Raw genomic sequence first — 21,322 nt, forward strand, 5'->3', positions numbered from 1 at the left:
CACTTCAGGCTGAAGGTATCAAGTCAAAGGGGGCTTGGTCAAGCGGTTGGCCAAGTCTGAGGTTTTACGCAGAAATCAGCTGCTGCCCAATGTCACAGGCATCTTCGCCGCGCACGGCCTTGCCTCCCTCCATCCTTACCTTGCCCTCGGCCAGAAGCTTGAGCGCCCTAGGATAAAGCTGGTGTTCCACGGTCAGAACACGGGCCGCGAGGGTGTCTGCGTTATCGCTGACCAAAACCGGCACTGCCGCCTGGCCGATGACCGGGCCTTCGTCCATGCCCTCGGTAACGAAATGGACCGTGCAGCCGGTGATCTTCATGCCGCTTTCGATGGCGCGTTCATGGGTGTGGAGGCCGGGAAAGAGCGGCAGGATGGACGGGTGGATGTTGATGATGCGGCCAGCATAGGGCGCGATGAAATCGCCGGAGATCAGGCGCATGTAACCGGCAAGGCAGATGATATCGGGTGCGATTTCGCTCAAGGCGGCGAGGATGGAGGCCTCGTGCTCGGCTTTGCTGGAATAGGTCTTGCGCTCGAAAACGAGGGTGGGAATGCCGAGGCTCTGCGCTTTCGCAAGACCGCCCGCTGTCGCCTTGTCTGAAATGACACAGGCGATTTCGGCCGGAAAATCCGGGGCCTGGCACGCTTGCGCCAGCGCCATCATGTTGGAGCCGCTGCCGGAGATGAAAACGACGACGCGCTTGCGGGCAGGGGCGGTGCTCATAGGCCGAGCGTACCCTTATAGATCGTGCCATGTGCGTCTTCCGCACGTGCGACCATGCGACCCAGTGCAAAAACGGTTTCGCCCTCGGCCGTCAAAGCGTCGGTGACCGTCTGAGCGTTCTCTGGGGACACGACCACGATCATGCCAACGCCGCAGTTGAAGGTACGCAGCATTTCGTTGGGGGCAACGCCGCCGGTCTTGGCAAGCCATGAGAAGACGGCGGGAACCTTTATGGCGTCGAGATCGATTTCAGCGGCCAGATGCTTTGGCAGAACGCGCGGAATGTTTTCCGGGAAGCCGCCGCCGGTGATGTGCGCCAGTGCCTTCAAAGCGCGGGTCTCGCGGATCGCCTTCAGAAGCGGCTTTACATAGATACGTGTTGGGGTCAGCAGCGCTTCCCCCAACTTCTTGCCCTTGGCAAAGGGGGCCGGGGCATCCCAGTCGAGACCGGAGAGAGAGACGATCTTGCGCACCAGCGAGAAGCCGTTGGAGTGAACGCCGGAGGATGAAAGGCCGAGAATGACGTCGCCTTCGGCAATGTCGCCCGCTGGCAGAAGCTGGCCGCGTTCGGCAGCGCCGACTGCAAAGCCTGCGAGATCGTAATCGCCATCCGAATACATGCCCGGCATTTCGGCGGTCTCGCCGCCGATCAAAGCACAGCCGGATTCGCGACAACCGGCGGCAATACCGGTGACGATGGCAGCGCCCTGATCCGGGTCCAGCTTGCCGGTTGCGAAGTAGTCGAGGAAGAACAGCGGTTCGGCACCCTGCACGACGAGATCGTTGACGCACATGGCGACGAGGTCGATACCGACGGTGTCATGGTAGTTCGCGTCGATGGCGATCTTGAGCTTGGTGCCGACGCCATCATTGGCGGCGACCAGAACCGGGTCGGTGAAGCCTGCGGCTTTCAGATCGAACAGGCCGCCGAAGCCACCGATTTCACCATCCGCGCCGGGGCGGCGGGTGGAGCGCACGGCTGGCTTGATTTTCTCGACCATCAGGTTTCCGGCGTCGATATCCACGCCTGCATCGCTGTAGGTAAGACCGTTCTTGCCCGACTGGCTCATGGCTCTCGTCTCCACTGGTTCCGTTTGGCGTCGCCATTCGCATGAGACGGGTGACGATGCAAGTATGAGTGCGGCAAAAGGCATGTTTTTCACGCCTTTTGGCTGTTTTAGCCGTATTGTTATGGGAAAGGTCAGCCGTGACGAATTTGGCAACGGTGCCACACTTGACCAGTCCGGTCCACGCATCCTATCTCCTAACCACGGCGTTACGAGCACAGGCGCTCAAAGGAGCAGACGATGCAACCACATATCAGAGGCCTCAACCTGAGACGCCAGATCTTTTTCTGGCTGGGCGCTCTCGTGTTTTTCGTCGTGTTCCTGATGGTCTTCAGCTCCATTCTGCTGCCCTTCGTGGCCGGCATGGCGCTCGCCTATTTCCTCGATCCTATCGCGGATTGGCTGGAGCGTCGGGGTCTGAGCCGGATGATGGCGAGCGTGATGATCCTCGTGTCCTTCGTGCTGCTGTTTGCGTTGTCGTTGATCATCATCATTCCGTTGATCGTCGCGCAGGCATCGGAGTTCATCACCCGCATTCCGCAATATATCTCGTCGCTGCAGCAACTCATCGCCGGTGCCGATACCAATCTGCTGCCAGGCTGGGTCAGCGCGCAGATCGATACGGTGAAGGAAAACTTCTCCAAACTGCTGACCGAAGGTGCTGGCTTCATCGGCACGCTGCTGACGCAAATCTGGAATTCCGGCAAGTCGCTGGTTGACGTGATTTCGCTTCTGGTGGTGACACCTGTTGTCGCATTTTACCTGTTGCTGGACTGGGATCGCATGATCGAAAAGGTCGACAGCTGGATACCGCGTGACCACGTGGCAACCGTGCGCCAGATTGCGCGTGATATGGATAGCACCATCGCAGGCTTCATTCGTGGCCAGGGCTCGCTTTGCCTAATCCTCGGTGTCTACTATGCCGTGGGCCTTTCGCTGGTCGGGTTGAATTTCGGGCTGCTGATCGGCTTTTTCGCAGGCGCAATCAGCTTCATTCCCTATGTCGGCTCCATGATCGGTCTCGTGCTGGCTGTTGGTGTCGCGCTGGTTCAGTTCTTGCCTGACTACGTCAACGTCATTCTCGTCCTGGCGGTGTTTTTCTCTGGCCAGTTCATCGAAGGCAATATTTTGCAGCCGAAACTTGTCGGTAGCAGTGTCGGCCTGCACCCGGTATGGCTGATGTTCGCACTGTTTGCGTTCGGCGTTTTGTTCGGCTTCGTTGGCCTGCTGGTCGCGGTACCTGCGGCAGCGGCTGTTGGTGTGCTGGTGCGCTTTGCACTGTCTCGTTATCTCGAGAGCGATCTCTACCACGGTCGCGCCGCTACGCTACCATGGGATGGCGAGGGTGCAGCGATAGAGGCGTTACCGCCGAAAAAGATTGATTCCCAGAGCTGAAAGATGACTGAAAACCATAAACCCGGTGCTGGCAGGCCGAGAGCCGAGCAGCTACCGCTTGCTTTTTCCCATCAGACGGCAACGGGCCGCGAAGATTTGCTCGTCGCCGCACCGCTGCACGCCGCCGTCAGCATCGTGGATGAGTGGCCGCGCTGGCCTTCGCCTGTCGTCATTCTGGTTGGCCCTCAAGGGTCTGGTAAATCCCACCTCGCCAGCATCTGGAAAAACACCAGTGGAGCCGTGGAGATAAAGCCGCAGGCAGGCGGGGATGCCGCACGCGCCGCCGAAAGCGGCCCCGTGCTGTTCGAGGACGCGGATAGAGACGGCTTCGACGATACGGAATTGTTTCATGTCATCAACAGCGTGCGTGAAAACGGCACCTCGCTCTTGATCACCACGCGTGAATGGCCCGCTGCATGGCCGGTGACACTGCCCGATCTGCGCTCGCGCCTGAAGGCTGCGACAGTGGTGGAGATCGGAGAGCCGGACGAGGATTTGCTCGGTCAGGTGTTGATGAAACTGTTTGCCGACCGCCAGCTTTATATGGATGACAAGCTTGTCAGCTATATCGTGGCGCGGATGGAGCGGTCGCTCAATGCCGCGCAGACAATAGTTGAACGGCTGGATCGTCTCGGCCTGTCGCGCGGAGCGCGCATCAGCAGGGCTATGGCAGCGGAAGTGCTGACGGAGTTGGGCGGCGATATCGATGAGGATTGACTGTCACAGTTCCGTCGTCAAACTGTTATACGGCCATAACGGCATTGGATGCGGTTTTTAAATCGCCGATGTCTCAACAAGACCAGAAGCTGCGCGCGCTACCTTGTGTTGCAGCCATCGGTCTGGATCTATTAGAGGGCGGAGTATTCGATGGATTCGGTAGTGCAGGACGGTGTGGACGAAGGCACGCAAACGGCAGCCGAGGTTCAAGACCTATGGAACAGCCCCTCGCGTTTCATAAACCGTGAATTCTCCTGGCTGCAGTTCAACCGACGGGTTCTGGAAGAGACGCTCAACACGGCTCATCCCCTGCTGGAGCGCCTGCGGTTCCTTTCGATTTCCGCTGCCAACCTCGATGAGTTCTTCATGGTTCGCGTTGCCGGTCTGGAAGGACAGGTCCGCCAGAACGTGACCGTCAAGACGCCTGATGGTAAGACGCCCGCCGAGCAGCTCGAAGATATCCTAAAGGAAATCGACAACCTTCAGATGGAGCAACAGGCCTCGCTTGCCGTTCTCCAGCAATATCTCGCCAAGGAAGACATCTACATCGTTCGTCCCGCATCACTTTCCGATCAGGATCGTGTCTGGCTGGAAAACGAATTCGAGGAGCTGATCTTCCCGGTCTTGACGCCACTTTCGATCGATCCGGCGCATCCGTTCCCGTTCATTCCCAATCTCGGCTTCTCCATGGGCTTGCAGCTGGATAGCGTCAACGGTCGTGAGCCGATGACGGCGCTGCTTCGCCTGCCGCCAGCGCTGGACCGTTTCGTGCGTCTGCCGGATGACAAGACCGCGATCCGTTACATCACGCTCGAAGATGTCGTCGGCCTGTTCATCCACCGGCTCTATCCCGGTTATACCGTGCGCGGCTTCGGAACATTCCGCATTATCAGAGACAGCGATATCGAGCTTGAAGAAGAGGCCGAAGACCTGGTCCGTTACTTCGAAAGCGCCTTGAAGCGCCGCCGTCGCGGCTCGGTCATTCGTATCGAGACAGACAGCGAAATGCCGCCGTCGCTGCGCCAGTTCGTGGTGCATGAGCTGGGCGTGCCGGACAACCGCGTTGCTGTTCTGCCCGGCCTACTGGCCTTGAACACGATATCGGAACTCGTCAAAGCGCCGCGTGAAGACCTGAAGTTCGAACCCTACAATGCCCGTTTCCCGGAGCGCGTGCGCGAGCATGCGGGCGATTGCCTCGCAGCCATCCGCGAAAAGGACATGGTGGTTCACCATCCCTATGAGAGCTTCGACGTGGTCGTTCAGTTCCTGCTGCAAGCGGCCAGAGACCCGAACGTTCTGGCCATCAAGCAGACGCTTTACCGCACCTCCAACGACAGCCCCATCGTGCGCGCGCTGATCGACGCTGCTGATGCCGGCAAGTCGGTGACGGCGCTTGTGGAGCTGAAAGCGCGCTTCGATGAAGAGGCGAACATTCGCTGGGCACGAGATCTCGAGCGCGCTGGCGTACAGGTCGTATTCGGTTTCATCGAACTGAAGACACACTCGAAAATGTCGATGGTCGTGCGCCGTGAAGACGGCAAGCTCCGGACCTATTGCCACCTTGGCACGGGCAACTATCACCCGGTGACGGCAAAGGTTTATACGGACCTGTCCTTCTTCACCTGCAATCCGAAGATTGCGCATGATATGGCCAACATCTTCAACTTCATCACCGGTTATGGTGAGCCGGAAGAGGGGATGAAACTGGCGGTTTCGCCCTATACGATGCGCTCGCGTATCCTCAAGCACATTCATGATGAAACCGAACACGCCAAAAATGGCGTGCCCGCGGCGATCTGGATGAAGATGAATTCGCTGGTCGATCCTGAAATCATCGATTCGCTCTATCGCGCCAGCGAAGCCGGTGTCGAGATCGATCTGGTCATCCGTGGTATCTGCTGCCTGCGGCCGCAGGTGCCGGGCCTATCGGACAATATTCGCGTCAAATCCATTGTCGGACGGTTCCTCGAACACAGCCGTATTTTCTGCTTCGGCAATGGTTATGGCCTGCCATCCGACAAGGCTTTGGTCTATATCGGCTCGGCCGATATGATGCCGCGAAATCTCGATCGACGCGTGGAAACAATGGTGCCGCTGGTCAATCCAACGGTGCACGAGCAGGTTCTTTCACAGATCATGCTGGGCAATCTCATTGACAACCAGCAGAGCTACGAGATACTGCCGGACGGAACGTCGAGGCGCATCGAGGTGCGCAAAGGCGAGGAACCGTTCAACGCGCAGCACTATTTCATGACCAATCCTAGCCTTTCGGGACGTGGTGAAGCCTTGAAATCCAGTGCGCCCAAATTGATAGCCGGGCTGAGCTCAGCCCGCAAGAAACAGGCTGAATGACACGATCAGAAGCACAGGGGCGGCTCACCGGTCTCGCCCCCGTTTCCGTCATAGATATTGGTTCGAACTCCGTTCGTCTCGTTGTGTATGAAGGTCTCTCGCGCGCCCCAGCGGTGCTGTTCAATGAAAAGGTCCTGTGTGGCCTCGGCAAGGGCCTTGCCCTGACGGGTCGCATGGATGAGGAAGGCGTGACGCGCGCACTAGCCGCGCTGCGCCGTTTCCATGCTCTGTCCGAACAGGCGCAGGCGCAGCAACTTTACGTGCTGGCAACGGCTGCGGCCCGTGAAGCCTCCAACGGCCCGGACTTCATCCGTGATGCGGAAGCCATTCTCGGCTGCGAGATCGAGGTTCTCTCCGGCGAAAAGGAAGCGCTCTATTCCGCCTATGGCGTGATCAGCGGTTTCCATGATGCCGACGGTATTGCCGGTGACCTGGGCGGTGGCTCGCTTGAACTCATCGACATCAAAGGCAAGACATGTGGTGAAGGTATTACCCTTCCGCTGGGTGGATTGCGGTTATCGGAATATTCCGGCGGCTCGATCGAGAAGGCCACCAGCTTCACCAAGAAGCAGGTGAAGACTGCAAAGCTGCTCGCCAAGGGTGAGGGGCGCACATTCTATGCGGTCGGTGGCACATGGCGTAACATTGCCAAGCTGCATATGGAAATCACCGGCTACCCCCTGCACATGATGCAGGGTTACGAATTGCCACTGGCGGATATGCTGAGTTTTCTGGATGAGGTTATTGCCTCCAAGGATAGCAAGGACCCGGCATGGCAGGCGGTCTCAAAGAACCGCCGCACGCTGTTGCCATTCGGTGCCGTCGCGATGCGCGAAGTGCTGGAGACGATGAAGCCAGCCAAGATCGCGTTTTCGGCGCAAGGCGTTCGCGAAGGCTATCTCTATTCGCTGTTGCCAGAAGCCGAGCAGAATGCCGATCCTCTGCTTGTCGTTGCCGACGAACTGGCCATTCTGCGCGCCCGTTCGCCCGAACATGCACGCGAACTTGCGGACTGGAGCGGCAGAACGGTGCCGATCTTCGGTATCGATGAGACGCCTGACGAGGCACGGTATCGGCAAGCTGCCTGCCTGTTGGCGGATATCAGCTGGCGCGCGCATCCCGACTATCGTGGATTGCAGGCGCTGAACATCATCGCCCACTCGTCGTTCATCGCCATCACGCATCCGGGCCGGGCCTATATCGCACTGGCCAATTATTATCGCTTTGAAGGCTTGAACGACAACGGCACGACGGAGCATCTGACGGCCATTGCCGGTGAGAGAATGCAAGTTCTGGCGAAGCTGCTGGGTGGCCTGTTGCGTGTGGTCTATCTGTTCTCGGCGTCAATGCCTGGGGTGGTCGACCACCTCAAATTCCGCCGCTCGGAGCGCGACGATATCGACCTGGAATTCGTCGTGCCGCATGAATATTGCGATTTCGCCGGCGAACGTCTGGAAGGACGGCTTCAGCAGCTTTCGAAGCTGACGGGCAAAAAGCTGGCATTCGTATTTGAGTGAGGTTAGCAGACTTTTTGCTACTCACTCCTGTGCGTGTCACAGAAATCTAGCCAGCCCAAGTCTTTGGGCTGAAAAGGCTTTTACAACCCGATAGACATCGGGTGCCTGGATTCATGTGACAAGCACAGGAATGAGGGAATTTGGGATGGAGCCCACAACATTCGTTGCAGGCTCCACCCATGATGCGACTTACTTCGCGTCCAGCAGGTCTTTCACTTCAAGCAGAACGAACTCGTTGTCATCGGCCTTATCCAGCGCGCGGCCTGCCGAGAAGGGCAGGTTGTTGTCGTTGCCGACGATGATGTGTGTGGCATCGACGCGGTCGACATTTTCGATGGTGACGAACGGCATCGTGTAGGTGCCATTTGCGCTGCCCTGATGTGCCTTATTGTCTGGGTCAGCAATCTTCATCAGGTCGATATAGCCGATCTTGCGGGCAGCCTTGCCGACATTGGCATCGTTCATCTCGATCTTGTAGATACGCTTCAATTTGGCAGGCACGGCAAAGCAGTTCGCTTCCGGCTTTTTCGGATCAGCGCACGCCTTGTCGGCCATGCCAGCACCGTTGTCGCGTTCGATAACGAGAGCGGTCGTCTCGTCCAGCATATTGAAATCACCGATGGCTTCGCCACCTTCTGCCAGCGGATAAAGCCAGGTGCGGCCGGTCCATGCCTTGGAGGCGACATCAAGTTCGATGATGCGCAAGCCTGTGGCGCCATCTTCGGTCTTTTCAACCTGACCTTCGGCATTATAGAGCGGACCTTCCAGAAGGCCGTAAAGCTTGGAGCCATCCTTGGACATCGCCAGGCCTTCATAGCCGCCGGAGCGCTTCAGGTTGAAGGCTGGCATCTTCTGCGTCGGGTTGCCGGGCAGGCTAAGTGTTGGATGGTCGGGAGACTTTACGTCGATGTCGCCAGCCTTGGTGGAAACAACATCCGTCAGCTTGCCGTGACGGGTGAATTTCAGAATGTAGGGGCCAAATTCTTCGCCGACCCAGAAACCATCGGCCACCGGCTGGATGGATTCGACGTCAAAGTCGGCACCAGTGAGATAACGCTTGTCAGAACCTTCCATGACGATGGGGAAGGGTGCCTTCTTGTCCGGGTCGGACAGGAATACGGTTTCCAGAGCGTTGACCTTGCCGGCATCCCAATCGAACGAGATGTGGTGCAGCATCAGCATCGAATCGCTGGAATTGGACTTAGAGCCGAAACCATTGTCGGAGAGGCTCCAGAACGTGCGGTCTTCCATTGTCTTGATGCCGGAAAAGCCCTGCATGGCCTGGCCGTCGAAAGGCATGGAAAGTCCGGTCGTGCGCACGCCATCCTTACCGGGCACGGTGCCCAGACCTTCAGCGCGCTTGCGGTCAGGCGTGGTGAACTTGGCAGACGTCTTGAGGTATTCCGGCGCATCGTCCGGTGCCTTGATGATCGTGTTCGCGGGAAGCACGGCCTGAGACACGAGCTTTGCTGGAAACTCCTTCTCCGCGGCGAAGGCAGAAACGGTGCCGATGACGAGGATTGCGGCGGAGGCGAGGAGGGTCTTTTTCATGAAGGTACCTGTCGGTTTGCGTATAGATGCAGGCACCGATAGGCATGCTTTATGACAGAGAGATAATGCCGCTTTGAAGATTTGATGACGCTTATAGAGTAGACGCCATCAGGCCGCGATGGGATGCTTGCTGAGTGCGCAGACGCCAAGCGTCTGTCCGCGTCCCTTGACGGCGTGTTCGCCCAGATACTCGCTTCGCACGCCCTTCGGCAGCAGCAGTTGGTGGGCGAGATCGGACGAGATGAGAACTGGATAACCCAGCATCTTGCTGAGTGACTCAAGGCGCGCTGTGGTGTTCACCGTATCGCCGAAATAGGTGATCTTGTGATGATCCACGCCGATTTCGGCCGTGATGACCGGCCCACCATGAATGGCGAAACGCAGCTTCGGCACGGTGCCGAAACGGGAAAGCCATGCGTCCCGGCTGGTTTCGATGGTGGCGAGAATATCGAACACGCAATTGATACAGGCGGCCCGGCGGATCGCCACATGGTATGGCCAGGTGATGATGGCGGCGTCGCCAATGTAGTCATCGATCACGCCGCCATGACGTCTGACGGGAGCGGCATAGGTGGAGAACAGCTCGCCCAGATATTCCTGCGCTCTCAAATCACCATTGGTTTCGGCAAAGGATGTCGACCCCACGAGATCGATGAACAGAAAGACACGCTCTTCGCTGACCGGGCGGCGATAACGGCCGATGATGAGATCGATGAAGATATCGCGGCCCAGCAATTCGCGTACCCGCATGATGAAGACGATGACGGCACAGACGCCCAGCGTGAAGACAAGCGTCTGCATTTCGGCGTGGACGGCTCTGCGCCAACCCATGGGCAAAACGCCTGTCGCCCACAAAATCGTTCCGCCAAAGCCGAAGCCACAGAAAACGAGGATGGCGTAAATGACCAGTCCAACGACGATATAGGCGGGTGTCGGCAACATGCTGATGCGACGTGAAAGCCCCGGCAGGATGTAACCGCGCTCAAAGGCAAGGATGGGTGCGCAGGCGAAAAGGGCGTAGGTTGCGCCAATCAGCGCCCCGCCGCCATATTCCAGAAATGCATAGGCCACACCGCTGCCGGCAACCGCCAGAAACAGCATAACGTAATCCAGCATTGCGAGAATTTTTCTCATCCGGGCTCTTTTTGCAAACGGGTCGGGCCGACGCTGCCATCCATGATTAGAGACAGACATCTGATTCCCGCCGGTTGCGACCATATTGTGGAAACGACCGCCCAAACAGTGATGTTTCGGTAATGTAAGACCGATGGATGCCAGATGTGACCGACTTGCATCGGTGTGAACAGACGCATCCAGTGGTTATGGCTTGAAGCCGTTAGTCTTGAACTTCGACCTGCGGAAGTTCCAGCGCTTCCACTTTCTTGCCCGCGAAACGCAAAGCGACTTCGCCGCGGATCAGCTTCAATGCGGGCTCTCCGAAAAGATCCCGCCGCCAGCCGGAAAGGGCAGGGACTGCAGCGCTCTCGCCATCTGAGGCGATACGGTCGAGATCTTCACTGTTGGCGATGACCTTCGCAGCCACGCCATGCTTGTCCGCCGTCAGTTTCAAAAGAACCTTCAGAAGTTCGACGGCAGCACCCGAACCTTCCGGTGAATGGCTCTGGCGCGGTGCGGTCGGCATCTCGCCTTTGGGCAGTGCCAGCGCCGCATTGACGGTCTCGATGATGGCGGTGCCGGAGCCCGAGCGCTCCCAGCCCTTGGGGATGGTGCGCAGTCGCGACAGGGCTTCGGTATCCTTCGGCTGCTGTTGGGCAATCTCGAAAATCGCGTCGTCCTTCAGAACACGCGACCGCGGTACGTTGCGCGACCGTGCCTCACGCTCACGCCATGCGGCGATGAATTTTAGAATGGCGAGTTCGGTCGGCTTGCGAAGGCGCGATTTCAACCGCAACCAGGCATCATCAGGGTGCATATCATAGGTGTCGACCGATTCGAGAATGTCCATCTCTTCCTTCAGCCATGATGAGCGGCCTTCACGTTCCAGCTGCGCTTTCAGCGCCAGATAGACGTCGCGCAGATGCGTCACGTCGGCCAGCGCATAATCCAGCTGCTTTTCCGTCAGCGGGCGTCGGCTCCAGTCGGTAAAGCGTGAGGACTTGTCGATCTGGACGTTCTTGATTTTCTGTACGAGCTGATCGTAGGAAATCGAGTCGCCGAAGCCGCATACCATGGCAGCGACCTGCGTATCGAAGATAGGGTGCGGAATAAGGCCGCCGAGATGATGGATGATTTCGATGTCCTGGCGCGCTGCATGGAACACCTTGATGACGCTTGCATCCGCCATCAGTTCGAACAGCGGCGTCAGATCGATATTCTTCGCCAGCGGATCGACCAGCACTTCCAGCGTCGGACTTGCCATCTGCACGAGACAGAGTTCCGGCCAGAAAGTCGTCTCGCGAAGAAATTCCGTATCAATAGTAATGAAATCGGATTTCGCCAGTTCCTTGCAGGCATCGGCGAGTGCTGTTGTCGTCTCAATCATTGCGTCATTCAGCCAGTCACGGAAATCGATCCGTCTTACTTTCCCTTTGGTCGGCGCATGTCAATATGAGCAAGGCGTTTCTTGGTTCTTTGTATGGTCTTTCCCGCACCTTATGTGGCCTCAAACTCGAAATTCGCCCGCCTTGTCATCCAGAAAGGTGATTGCGCTCTCGGTAACGGGGGTGCAAAGAGAGGCGGGAAATATGCGCTTTACCTTGACAAATCGGGTCAGTCATGCGCTTTTCCGGCCAATTTTCGAAAGAGCGGCAGACCATTTGCCGCTGCATCTTCAGGATCATAAAATGCATCGTTACCGCAGCCACACCTGTGCCGCTCTCCGCAAGTCGCATGTCGGCGAAACCGTTCGCCTTTCTGGCTGGGTTCACCGTGTGCGAGATCATGGCGGCGTTCTCTTCATCGACCTTCGAGACCATTACGGCATCACGCAAGTTGTGGCAGACCCGGATAGCCCGGCGTTCAAGTCCGCTGAAGTCGTGCGTGGCGAATGGGTCATCCGCATCGATGGTCTCGTCAAGGCCCGTTCGGAAGACACGGTCAACAAGACCATGGCAACCGGCGAAATCGAGCTTTACGCCCAGGAAATCGAAGTGCTGGCCGCTTCCAAGGAACTGCCGCTGCCGGTCTTCGGCGAGCCGGATTATCCCGAAGACGTGCGCCTGAAGTACCGTTTCCTCGACCTTCGCCGCGACACGCTGCACAAGAACATCGTCAAGCGTACGCAGATCATTTCCGACATGCGTCGCCGCATGGGCGATATCGGTTTTGCCGAATATTCCACGCCCATCCTGACGGCATCCTCGCCAGAAGGCGCGCGCGACTTTCTCGTGCCAAGCCGTATCCACGAAGGCAAGTTCTTCGCGCTGCCGCAGGCACCGCAGCAGTACAAGCAGCTTCTGATGGTGGCCGGTTTCGACCGTTACTTCCAGATCGCACCATGCTTCCGCGATGAAGACCCGCGCGCAGACCGTCTGCCCGGCGAATTCTACCAGCTCGACCTCGAAATGAGCTTCGTGACGCAGGAAGACGTCTGGGAAACCATGGAACCCGTCATTCGCGGTGTGTTCGAGCAGTTTGCCGAAGGCAAGCCTGTGACCCAGAACTTCCGCCGCATCGCCTATGACGATTCGATCCGCACCTATGGTTCCGACAAGCCGGACTTGCGCAACCCGATCGAGATGCAGGCCGTGACAGATCATTTCGCCGGTTCCGGCTTCAAGGTCTTCGCGAACATGATCGCGTCCAACCCGAAGGTCGAAGTCTGGGCAATCCCGGCCAAGACCGGTGGCTCACGCGCATTCTGCGACCGCATGAACGCATGGGCGCAGGGACAGGGTCAGCCCGGCCTCGGTTATATCTTCTGGAAGGAAGAGGATGGCAAGGTCGTCGGTTCCGGTCCGCTTGCCAAGAACATTGGCGAAGAGCGCACCGAAGCGCTGCGCGTTCAGCTTGGTCTGGAGGCAGGCGATGCGTCCTTCTTCGTGGCCGGTGATCCTGCCAAGTTCTACAAGTTTGCAGGCGAAGCCCGCACACGCGCAGGCGAAGAACTGAACCTCGTCGACCGCGATCGTTTCGAGCTGTGCTGGATCGTTGACTTCCCGTTCTTCGAATATAACGAAGAAGAAAAGAAGATCGACTTCGCCCACAACCCGTTCTCCATGCCGCAGGGCGGAATGGATGCGCTGGAAAATCAGGATCCGCTGACCATCAAGGCGTACCAGTACGACATGGTCTGCAACGGCTATGAAATCGCCTCCGGTTCCATTCGTAACCAGTCGCCTGAACTGATGGTCAAGGCGTTCGAAAAGGTTGGTCTGAGCCAGCAGGACGTGGAAGACCGCTTCGGCGGCCTCTACCGCGCCTTCCAGTACGGCGCGCCTCCGCATGGCGGCATGGCAGCCGGCGTGGACCGCGTCGTGATGTTGCTGACCGGCACGAAGAACCTGCGCGAAATCACGCTGTTCCCAATGAACCAGCAGGCACAGGACCTTCTGATGAACGCACCGGCACCGGCTTCGCCAACGCAGCTTCGCGAACTGGCTCTGCGCGTCGTGCCGACGCCGAAGAAGGATTGATCCTGATGCTGCAAGGGCTGCTTGACCGCGCCCGTGCAGCCTTCACCCATGTCTTGGCGGCGGCTTTGGCTGCCGCCTTTTCTTTTTGGGTTGCCCGCCATCTGCTGGGCCATCCGCAGCCGATCTTTGCTGCAATCACCGCGCTCATATGCCTTGCGCCCAACATTCCCAACCATTTCACGCAGGGCATCAATCTGCTCATTGGCGTGACGACGGGCCTGATCGTCGGTGAAGTCGCTTTGATGTTTCCCTACGAAATGGGAGAGGTGCGAATGGCCGTAGCGATCTTCATTGCCATGATCATCGCCGCATCCCTCAACAAGGCACCCATGGTGGCAATACAGGCCGGTGCCTCCGCCATGCTCGTACTTTTGCTGGGGCCGCAGAGCGCCGGTTTCGTCAGATTGCTGGACGTTCTGGTGGGCGTAGCCACCGGCATCTCCATCGCCTTCGTGTTCTTCCGTAAAAAACCGGATGCCTGAAAACAAAAAAAGCCCCGGAGCATCGCTGCGCCGGGGCTTTATCATGATGTTGGACGACTATTCGTTCGCCTTAACCGTCACACCCAGAACCTGGGGAATGGTGTTCGGCGCACCCATGGCTGCACCCATGATCATCGGGAACGGCACGGGCTTTGCTGGTTCGGCTGAGATCGTGAAGTTCTTCGGGTCGTCGATATAGGCGTTCACGGCAGCAGAGACTGCATTCTGCAGTTCCGGAACATTCAGCTGCGCCATCATCAAAGGAACCATGCCCTTGATGGTTTGAGACAGCTGCTCGCCGGTCATGCCCTGTTCGCCAGCGGCGTAATCGATGGCGCGCTTGGTGATGCTGGCGTCCTGGAAGCTGACTTCGGCGCTGACGAAGCTCAGTTGCTGCATGAGGCCGAGCATGGCAAGGCCTGCTGCCTGGTCTGCCTGTTCCTTGTTGGGATTGGCGGCCTGCGCCTTGACGGCTTCCTGCATCGACTGAATGAAGTTCAGCGTGTAACCGGAGAAGCTGAAGGCCATGTTGAGGCGGCCGACATCCTTCAGGTCAATGGCATATTCATCGATGGTCATCGTGCCCGGTGCGATTTCCCATGAGCCGCTCATGGTCATCTCGCCGCTCAGCGTCTTGACCTTCAGCTTGTCGATGGCTTCCTTGCTCTTCGGATCGGTCACATCGCTGAGGTCGGCTTTGAAGCCGGTGGCGTTCAGGTCGAAGCTGATCGTGCTGTCATCTTCGCTCTTGGTCAGCGTGGTGGTTGTTTCCTCAAGCGCGAAGGCCTGCTTGCCATCGATCTTGACGGAAACCGGGCCGCTGTGGGCCTCATCATAGAGCAGCATCGAGTCGACTTTGCCCGTCGTTGCGTCTGCGGGCACGACGACGCCGGACATGTAGATATCGGAGACATCGACAGCGACGTTCTCCTGTGCGTATTTCACATTATCGAAGCTCATCTTTTCGATGGTGTAGCCACCATTGTCTTCTTCCACGCCCTCAAGCGTGACGTTGCCGAGCGGGAACGTCTGTTCCTTGGCCGCACTCGCCGTGAAGGTAACACCACTGAGGGTCACGTTGGAGCCATTGACGGCGATCGACTTCGCAGCGATTTCTGCGCCCTGAATGTGATAGGCGGCATTGATCTTCTTGAGCACATCAGCACCATCAAGGGCGAAAGCCGGTGACGCGAAGGCGACGGCTGCGGCGCTGGCAAACAGAAAATGCCGGGTGGTTTGAAGTTTCATCCTATCTCTTCCCTCATAATGTATGGAAAACGGTCGACCGATAATCTGGAATCACGCATTTATATCCGAGGCATAGCCTTGGTCTACTGCATTCGTACTTTGCAACGAATGGCCGAATTGCGGCATAAAAACAAGATTAACGAAAAATATACGTATCACCGGCTTCATCCACAGAGGAAAAGCGTTGATTCCTTGCCGGGAATCGACGTTTCCGCTAGTCAAGCGCCATGGCAAAAAACATTGTTCCTCCGTCCGGCGGAGACGACGACAATATTGTACCGATCGATTTGAAGGCGGCGCTCGAAGAGCGCTATCTGGCCTATGCGCTATCGACCATCATGCACCGTGCGCTGCCGGATGTTCGTGATGGCCTGAAGCCGGTCCATCGCCGCATCATCCACGCCATGAGCGAGATGGGCATTCGCCCCAATTCCGCGTTCAAGAAGTGCGCCCGTATCGTCGGTGACGTCATCGGTAAGTTCCACCCGCATGGCGACCAGTCGGTCTATGATGCGCTGGTGCGTCTGGCGCAGGATTTCTCCCAGCGTTACCCAATCGTGGACGGGCAGGGGAACTTCGGCAACATCGATGGCGATGGCGCTGCCGCCTATCGTTACACCGAAGCGCGCATGACCGATGTCGCGGCGCTGCTGCTTGAGGGTATCGAGCAGGACGCGGTCGATTTCCGCCCGACCTATAACGAGGAAGACGAAGAGCCGGTCGTCATGCCCGGCGCGTTCCCCAACCTTCTCGCCAACGGCTCGTCCGGCATTGCCGTGGGCATGGCAACCTCCATTCCGCCGCACAACGCGCATGAGCTGTGCGATGCGGCACTTCGGCTGATCAAGAACCCGGAGGCGAGCGTCGAGGACCTGATGTTCGATCCGGCACACCCGGAAAAGGGCGGCATCGAAGGCCCGGATCTGCCCACGGGCGGCATCATCATCGAGAGCCGTGATAGCATGCTGGACGCCTACAAGACCGGGCGCGGTGGTTTCCGCGTGCGGGCGAAGTGGGAAATCGAGGACCTCGGCCGCGGCGGTTACCAGATCGTCATCACCGAAATTCCCTATCAGGTTCAGAAATCACGGCTGATCGAAAAGATTGCCGAGCTTTTGCTGGCGCGTCGCCTGCCGCTGCTGGAGGACGTGCGCGACGAATCCGCAGAAGATGTGCGCGTGGTGCTGGTGCCGAAGAACCGCACCGTCGACGCCACGCTGCTGATGGAATCGCTGTTCCGCCTGTCCGATCTGGAAAACCGCATTCCGCTCAACATGAACGTCCTGTCCATGGGCCGTGTGCCCAAGGTCATGGCGCTGAACGAGGTGCTGAAAGAGTGGCTGGACCACCGCCGCGACGTGCTGTTGCGCCGGTCGCGCTTCCGTCTGGCCGCCATCGATCGCCGCCTGGAAATTCTCGGCGGCTTCCTCATCGCCTATCTCAATATCGATGAGATCATTGCCATCATCCGCGAGGAAGATGAGCCGAAGCCGGTGATGGTTGCCCGCTTCAACCTCACCGATGTCCAGGCCGAAGCCATTCTCAACATGCGCCTGCGCTCTTTACGCAAGCTGGAAGAATTCGAAATCCGCACGGAATTCGAAGGCTTGAGCAGCGAAAAGGCCGAGATCGAGTCGCTGCTGGCATCGCCGGACAAGCAGTGGAAGACGGTTGCCTGGGAAATCGAAGAGGTCAAAAAGAAATACGCCAAGGTCACGAAACTCGGCGCACGTCGCACCCTGTTCGCCATGGCACCGACCGCCGATATGGATGCCATCCAGCAGTCGATGATCGAGAAGGAACCTGTGACGATCGTCATCTCCCAGAAGGGCTGGATCAGGGCGCTAAAGGGCCACATGACCGACACATCGGCGCTGACCTTCAAGGAAGGCGATGGTCCGAAACTGACATTCCCAGCCCAGACCACGGACAAGCTGCTGCTGGTGACGACAGGCGGCAAGGCCTACACGCTGGGCGCGGACAAGCTGCCGGGCGGGCGCGGCCATGGAGAGCCGGTGCGCATCATGGTGGATATGGAGAACGATCAGGACATTCTGACCGCCTTCGTCCATGACCCATCGCGCAAACTGCTGCTCGTCTCCACCGGCGGAAACGGCTTCGTGGTTGCGGAAACGGAAATGGTGGCCAATACCCGCAAGGGCAAGCAGATCATGAACGTCGCCATGCCAGATGAAATGAAGCTGGTCGTGCCTGTGACGGGCGATCACGTCGCCGTCGTTGGCGAAAACCGCAAGATGCTGACATTCCCGCTATCGCAAGTGCCGGAAATGTCACGCGGCAAGGGCGTGCGCCTGCAACGCTACAAGGACGGCGGCATCTCGGACGTGAAGTGCTTTGCGCTGGCAGCCGGCCTGACATGGGAAGACAGCGCCGGCCGCTCCTTCTCCAAGGTAGGCGACGAGCTGCTGGAATGGATGGCCGACCGCGCTACCGCAGGCCGCACCGTGCCGAAGGGTTTTCCGCGTAGCGGCAAGTTCGGCGGCTAAGGGCAGGGGCCCCTCTCTCTACCGACGTCATCCTCTGCTGCGTGCCGAGGATCCAACCACGCCACTACAATTCCCATGTGGCAAATAATCTTCATCGCCACAGCGATGAAGCAGACAATCCAAGCGCACAAACAAAAAGCCCACCGACGATTGGATTGAACCAACTGTCGGTGGGCTTGAAGACTGGCGGAATATGACCGCCTATCTGACGTAATTAGTCATCCAGCTTATCGTAGTCCAACTTCGGAGCAGCTTCGAGCGCTTCCTTGGTTGTGTCGACGTAGGCCTTCCACGTTCCATTGTCGTTGTTAATGGCAACAGAGGCAGGGTCGAGAACCACGTAGCTCTTATCGATACCGAGGAAGCCACCGACGCTGGCAACCAGACCGATAACAGACTTGCCATCGCCGATCACGACGTCTTCGATCTCACCGATGTTCTCGTTCTTTGCGTTGTAGATATCAAGACCATCCAGCTGCGAAGCCGTGAGGTCGGTCTTCTGCACGTTGACGAACTTCAAAGGGCCATTTGCCTTGGTGCCCATGGTAATCCCAGGACCCGTAAGCGTCGCATCAGCACCAGCAGCCGGTGCCGCGGCAGGAGCAGTGGTCGCTGTCTGCGCAAACGCGACAGAAGATGTCAGAACCGCAGCAGCAGCCAGTGCGAAAACCTTGTTTTTCATAATGTTTCTTCCCTTTTCAGTATCGGACACGGTGTCCGGGGGAAGAACGGGTTGAGGTGGGTTTGGTTCCTAATTTTGATCTGGCGGAGATCGATAGTCTTACATCCAAGCGATTTAGGGTATGCGAATATAAAAATAAAACGGACGATGGTAAAATCACGCCCGAGCGGTTGAAATAAATAATTGCACTGATATCTGTTGGTTTCTAACTCTGATTGATTTTTACATGTTGAATCAGGGATCGAAACAGTAAGTAGTGGATGGTCTTAGATGGACGACGAAAAAAAGTTTAGCTTCAAGAATCTCAAAAAACCAGAAGCGGGAGAGAGGCCTAAGCATCCTAAAGACATATTTGCTCAGCGTCCTTCATCAAAAGGCACCATGAAGGAAATGTGGCAAAGCCAAGCTACAGCTTTGGACGAATGGTGGAAAGTTAAAGACCGGCACTCACTCATCTCAATGTATACAGGTGCAGGGAAAACCTTAGTTGGTGTTCTAATTGCTCAGAGCTACATCAATCAGGGCGTTCAGAATGTGCTTTATCTGTGCCCTACGATTGATTTGATCAAACAGACGTATAAGGAGGCCGCGAAAGCTGGGATTAAGGCGACCACTTACTACGCGGGAAAGTTTTCTGATGAAAATTTCGCGAGAGGGAAGACTTTTTGCATTACCACGTATCAAAGCGCGATAAACACGCGATCTAAATTCAGGGGAGCGAGTTCTCCGGGTGCAATCGTTTTCGATGATGCTCATGTCGGCGAACATTTGATGCGGGATGCATTTACGTTGGCTGTTTCTAAGAGCAAGCGTCCGGAATTATTTGCATCATTAGCGAGTTGCCTCCGCCCAGGATTTGAAAAGCTTAACATTGCAAGCAACTTCGATCAGGCGTTAGGGGAGCATTCTGCAGGGGCCGTAATCTTGTGCCCTCCAACGGAAGTGATTGATGCGGCAGAAAAAATTCAGGACGTGCTTGTTAAGCACATGGATAACAATGATCCAGATTACTACTTACCTTTTGATTATATGAAAGGAAAAATTGGTTTTTGTTGTATTACTATTAGTAAAGATAAAATTGAAATTTCACCTCCGTTCGTGCCGTCGTTATTTACTAGAATATTAGAGGATAACTCCGCTCCAAAAGTATATTTGTCCGCCACGGTGCGTTCGAAGGCGGATATTGTTAGAGCATTTGGAAGATCGCCTATCTTGATCGAGCCTGAAGTTGACTCAGGTAAAGGTGAGCGAACTTTTCTTTTCGGAAGCGATCTGAAATCTACCGTTGCTGACAATGATTATCTGCGTTCTCTGATTCAGAGGCATAAAGTCTTGATTTCAGTTCCTAGTGATCGAGTTGCAGCTAAAGTGCACGTTGCACTAGGCACTAATAGGCCGGACGTCGATTTTAGTGAAGCTCTTGATCGTTTTAGAAATGCGAGCTCTGGTGCGTTCGTATTAGTAGGTCGCTACGACGGAATCGATTTGCCAGATGAGCAGTGTAACGTGCTTTCAGTTGAGGGGCTCCCAGTAGGTACTTCTCAGATAGAGAAGTACCTGTTTGAGTCTTTAAGGCTCGATCGTTCGTATTTCTCGACAATCAACAATAGATTAACTCAGTTGTTTGGCAGGATAAACCGCGGCAAAAATGACTTTGGGATATATTTCATCAGAGATAAAAAAGTAGAAAATTGGATTAGGAATGAGAGAAACAAGGCTGGTCTTCCTCGCATATTGCAAGAACAGATAAATTTCTCTGAGGCGTTGAATGAGCAAATAGCTGATTGCGACGGCAAAACATTGGATCAAATTGTTGATCAGATTGTCAACCGAGAAGAAGATTGGCTAGATCACTACGGCGCACATATGAGGCCCAAAGCACTCGATGATGCAAAGATCGCGGAGCAATCAAAAGAATTTCACATTGAAGATGACTTTGCTAAGCGTGAAAGTCGATTTATTGTGAAGCTGTGGCAAGGTGACATTGAGGGTGCAATCGAGGAGTTTAACGTCGATTTCTCGCCTCTGTCGCAAATTAACCCAAGGCAATTGGGTTGGTACTCCATTTGGCTGGGCATAGCGCATCTTCATAACGGGGACATTGCTTCCGCTCATGATTGGTTTGATGAGGCGCGGCGAAAGCTTGGGGGAAGAATTCCTTTGCCAAGACGGAGCAGGATGTCACAATTAGAACTGGAAAAAGAAAAAACCGTAATAGAAGAAGGGCTGAGGCAGTTCTTGCTGCTCGATAAGCCGCAGCTAATTAAAGCAATTTCAAAGCTTCAAGATCGCGTCGCTCCGGCTTTTGATCCTTCTGCTGAGCACCGACCAGCAGAGGAGGCCGTTCGGGAGATCGGAGCAGCGATGGGGTTTGACTCGCGGAGGCCTTGTACCGATGATGGTACCGGCCCTGACAATGTTTGGATAGATCATCACTCAAAGTCAGTTATTCCGTTCGAGTTAAAGACGGATAAAATGAGAGCAT

15 protein-coding genes are annotated in these 21,322 nt (G+C 56.5%); 8 read left to right on the forward strand and 7 right to left on the reverse strand.

Annotated elements, in window-relative coordinates:
- Positions 1 to 64: 64 nt before the first annotated feature.
- Complete coding sequence (gene purN / locus CPJ18_RS14215; RefSeq protein ID WP_103659058.1) at positions 65 to 724, reverse strand: phosphoribosylglycinamide formyltransferase; 660 nt, start codon at positions 722 to 724, stop codon at positions 65 to 67.
- The gene (gene purM / locus CPJ18_RS14220; protein ID WP_103659059.1) at positions 721 to 1,794 is read right to left on the reverse strand and encodes a phosphoribosylformylglycinamidine cyclo-ligase; all 1,074 of its coding nucleotides are present in this window, start codon (positions 1,792 to 1,794) and stop codon (positions 721 to 723) included. The genes purN and purM overlap by 4 nt, the downstream gene beginning before the upstream one ends.
- Before the next feature lie 237 nt (positions 1,795 to 2,031).
- Here purM and CPJ18_RS14225 point away from each other — a divergent pair, with 237 nt between their 5' ends.
- From CPJ18_RS14225 to ppx, 4 genes are all read left to right on the forward strand, one after another.
- Entirely contained in the window at positions 2,032 to 3,186 is a 1,155-nt protein-coding gene (locus CPJ18_RS14225; RefSeq protein WP_077122723.1) for an AI-2E family transporter, read from the forward strand.
- Positions 3,187 to 3,189: 3 nt separating this feature from the next.
- Entirely contained in the window at positions 3,190 to 3,903 is a 714-nt protein-coding gene (gene hdaA, locus CPJ18_RS14230) for a DnaA regulatory inactivator HdaA (RefSeq protein WP_103659060.1), read from the forward strand.
- 150 nt (positions 3,904 to 4,053) lie between these two features.
- Entirely contained in the window at positions 4,054 to 6,255 is a 2,202-nt protein-coding gene (locus CPJ18_RS14235; RefSeq protein ID WP_077122721.1) for an RNA degradosome polyphosphate kinase, read from the forward strand.
- Positions 6,252 to 7,772 (forward strand): exopolyphosphatase, encoded by a 1,521-nt coding sequence (gene ppx / locus CPJ18_RS14240; protein WP_077106527.1) that lies wholly within the window; start codon positions 6,252 to 6,254, stop codon positions 7,770 to 7,772. Before CPJ18_RS14235 ends, ppx begins: the two co-directional genes overlap by 4 nt.
- Positions 7,773 to 7,961: 189 nt before the next feature.
- On the opposite strand, the gene CPJ18_RS14245 is transcribed toward ppx, so the two are convergent.
- From CPJ18_RS14245 to rnd, 3 genes are all read right to left on the reverse strand, one after another.
- On the reverse strand, positions 7,962 to 9,323 hold the full coding sequence (locus tag CPJ18_RS14245) for an esterase-like activity of phytase family protein (RefSeq protein WP_103659061.1): 1,362 nt from the start codon (positions 9,321 to 9,323) through the stop codon (positions 7,962 to 7,964).
- 108 nt (positions 9,324 to 9,431) lie between these two features.
- On the reverse strand, positions 9,432 to 10,457 hold the full coding sequence (locus CPJ18_RS14250) for an adenylate/guanylate cyclase domain-containing protein (RefSeq protein WP_077106525.1): 1,026 nt from the start codon (positions 10,455 to 10,457) through the stop codon (positions 9,432 to 9,434).
- A gap of 202 nt (positions 10,458 to 10,659) precedes the next feature.
- Positions 10,660 to 11,826: a ribonuclease D gene (rnd, locus tag CPJ18_RS14255; protein ID WP_103659062.1), complete on the reverse strand. Its 1,167-nt coding sequence runs from the start codon at positions 11,824 to 11,826 to the stop codon at positions 10,660 to 10,662.
- A 301-nt stretch (positions 11,827 to 12,127) separates the two neighbouring features.
- On the opposite strand from rnd, the gene aspS reads away from it, so the two are divergent.
- The gene (gene aspS / locus CPJ18_RS14260; protein ID WP_077122766.1) at positions 12,128 to 13,918 is read left to right on the forward strand and encodes an aspartate--tRNA ligase; all 1,791 of its coding nucleotides are present in this window, start codon (positions 12,128 to 12,130) and stop codon (positions 13,916 to 13,918) included.
- Positions 13,919 to 13,923: 5 nt separating this feature from the next.
- The gene (locus CPJ18_RS14265; protein ID WP_103659063.1) at positions 13,924 to 14,400 is read left to right on the forward strand and encodes an FUSC family protein; all 477 of its coding nucleotides are present in this window, start codon (positions 13,924 to 13,926) and stop codon (positions 14,398 to 14,400) included.
- Positions 14,401 to 14,457: 57 nt separating this feature from the next.
- Here CPJ18_RS14265 and CPJ18_RS14270 read toward each other — a convergent pair whose 3' ends face one another.
- Positions 14,458 to 15,648, reverse strand: a complete 1,191-nt coding sequence (locus CPJ18_RS14270; protein ID WP_103587698.1) for a hypothetical protein — start codon at positions 15,646 to 15,648, stop codon at positions 14,458 to 14,460.
- Between the two features lie 227 nt (positions 15,649 to 15,875).
- Here CPJ18_RS14270 and parC point away from each other — a divergent pair, with 227 nt between their 5' ends.
- Positions 15,876 to 18,155 (forward strand): DNA topoisomerase IV subunit A, encoded by a 2,280-nt coding sequence (parC, locus tag CPJ18_RS14275; protein ID WP_103659064.1) that lies wholly within the window; start codon positions 15,876 to 15,878, stop codon positions 18,153 to 18,155.
- Between the two features lie 214 nt (positions 18,156 to 18,369).
- Here the strand turns inward: parC and CPJ18_RS14280 are convergent, their stop codons facing one another.
- Positions 18,370 to 18,837 carry a PRC-barrel domain-containing protein gene (locus tag CPJ18_RS14280; protein WP_103659150.1) on the reverse strand — a complete coding sequence of 156 codons (468 nt, stop codon included), beginning with the start codon at positions 18,835 to 18,837 and terminating at the stop codon, positions 18,370 to 18,372.
- 270 nt (positions 18,838 to 19,107) lie between these two features.
- On the opposite strand from CPJ18_RS14280, the gene CPJ18_RS14285 reads away from it, so the two are divergent.
- A partial coding sequence (locus CPJ18_RS14285; protein ID WP_103659065.1) for a DEAD/DEAH box helicase family protein occupies positions 19,108 to 21,322 on the forward strand: 2,215 nt, incomplete at its 3' end.

The organism is Agrobacterium rosae (genome assembly GCF_002915175.1).
Taxonomy (GTDB): Bacteria; Pseudomonadota; Alphaproteobacteria; order Rhizobiales; family Rhizobiaceae; genus Agrobacterium; species Agrobacterium rosae.

Coding starts and splice junctions, on each gene's coding strand:
- purN (WP_103659058.1), bottom strand. CDS start 724: ATGAGCACCGCCCCTGCCCGCAAGCGCGTCGTCGTTTTCATCTCCGGC.
- purM (WP_103659059.1), bottom strand. CDS start 1,794: ATGAGCCAGTCGGGCAAGAACGGTCTTACCTACAGCGATGCAGGCGTG.
- CPJ18_RS14225 (WP_077122723.1), top strand. CDS start 2,032: ATGCAACCACATATCAGAGGCCTCAACCTGAGACGCCAGATCTTTTTC.
- hdaA (WP_103659060.1), top strand. CDS start 3,190: ATGACTGAAAACCATAAACCCGGTGCTGGCAGGCCGAGAGCCGAGCAG.
- CPJ18_RS14235 (WP_077122721.1), top strand. CDS start 4,054: ATGGATTCGGTAGTGCAGGACGGTGTGGACGAAGGCACGCAAACGGCA.
- ppx (WP_077106527.1), top strand. CDS start 6,252: ATGACACGATCAGAAGCACAGGGGCGGCTCACCGGTCTCGCCCCCGTT.
- CPJ18_RS14245 (WP_103659061.1), bottom strand. CDS start 9,323: ATGAAAAAGACCCTCCTCGCCTCCGCCGCAATCCTCGTCATCGGCACC.
- CPJ18_RS14250 (WP_077106525.1), bottom strand. CDS start 10,457: ATGAGAAAAATTCTCGCAATGCTGGATTACGTTATGCTGTTTCTGGCG.
- rnd (WP_103659062.1), bottom strand. CDS start 11,826: ATGATTGAGACGACAACAGCACTCGCCGATGCCTGCAAGGAACTGGCG.
- aspS (WP_077122766.1), top strand. CDS start 12,128: ATGCATCGTTACCGCAGCCACACCTGTGCCGCTCTCCGCAAGTCGCAT.
- CPJ18_RS14265 (WP_103659063.1), top strand. CDS start 13,924: ATGCTGCAAGGGCTGCTTGACCGCGCCCGTGCAGCCTTCACCCATGTC.
- CPJ18_RS14270 (WP_103587698.1), bottom strand. CDS start 15,648: ATGAAACTTCAAACCACCCGGCATTTTCTGTTTGCCAGCGCCGCAGCC.
- parC (WP_103659064.1), top strand. CDS start 15,876: ATGGCAAAAAACATTGTTCCTCCGTCCGGCGGAGACGACGACAATATT.
- CPJ18_RS14280 (WP_103659150.1), bottom strand. CDS start 18,837: ATGAAAAACAAGGTTTTCGCACTGGCTGCTGCTGCGGTTCTGACATCT.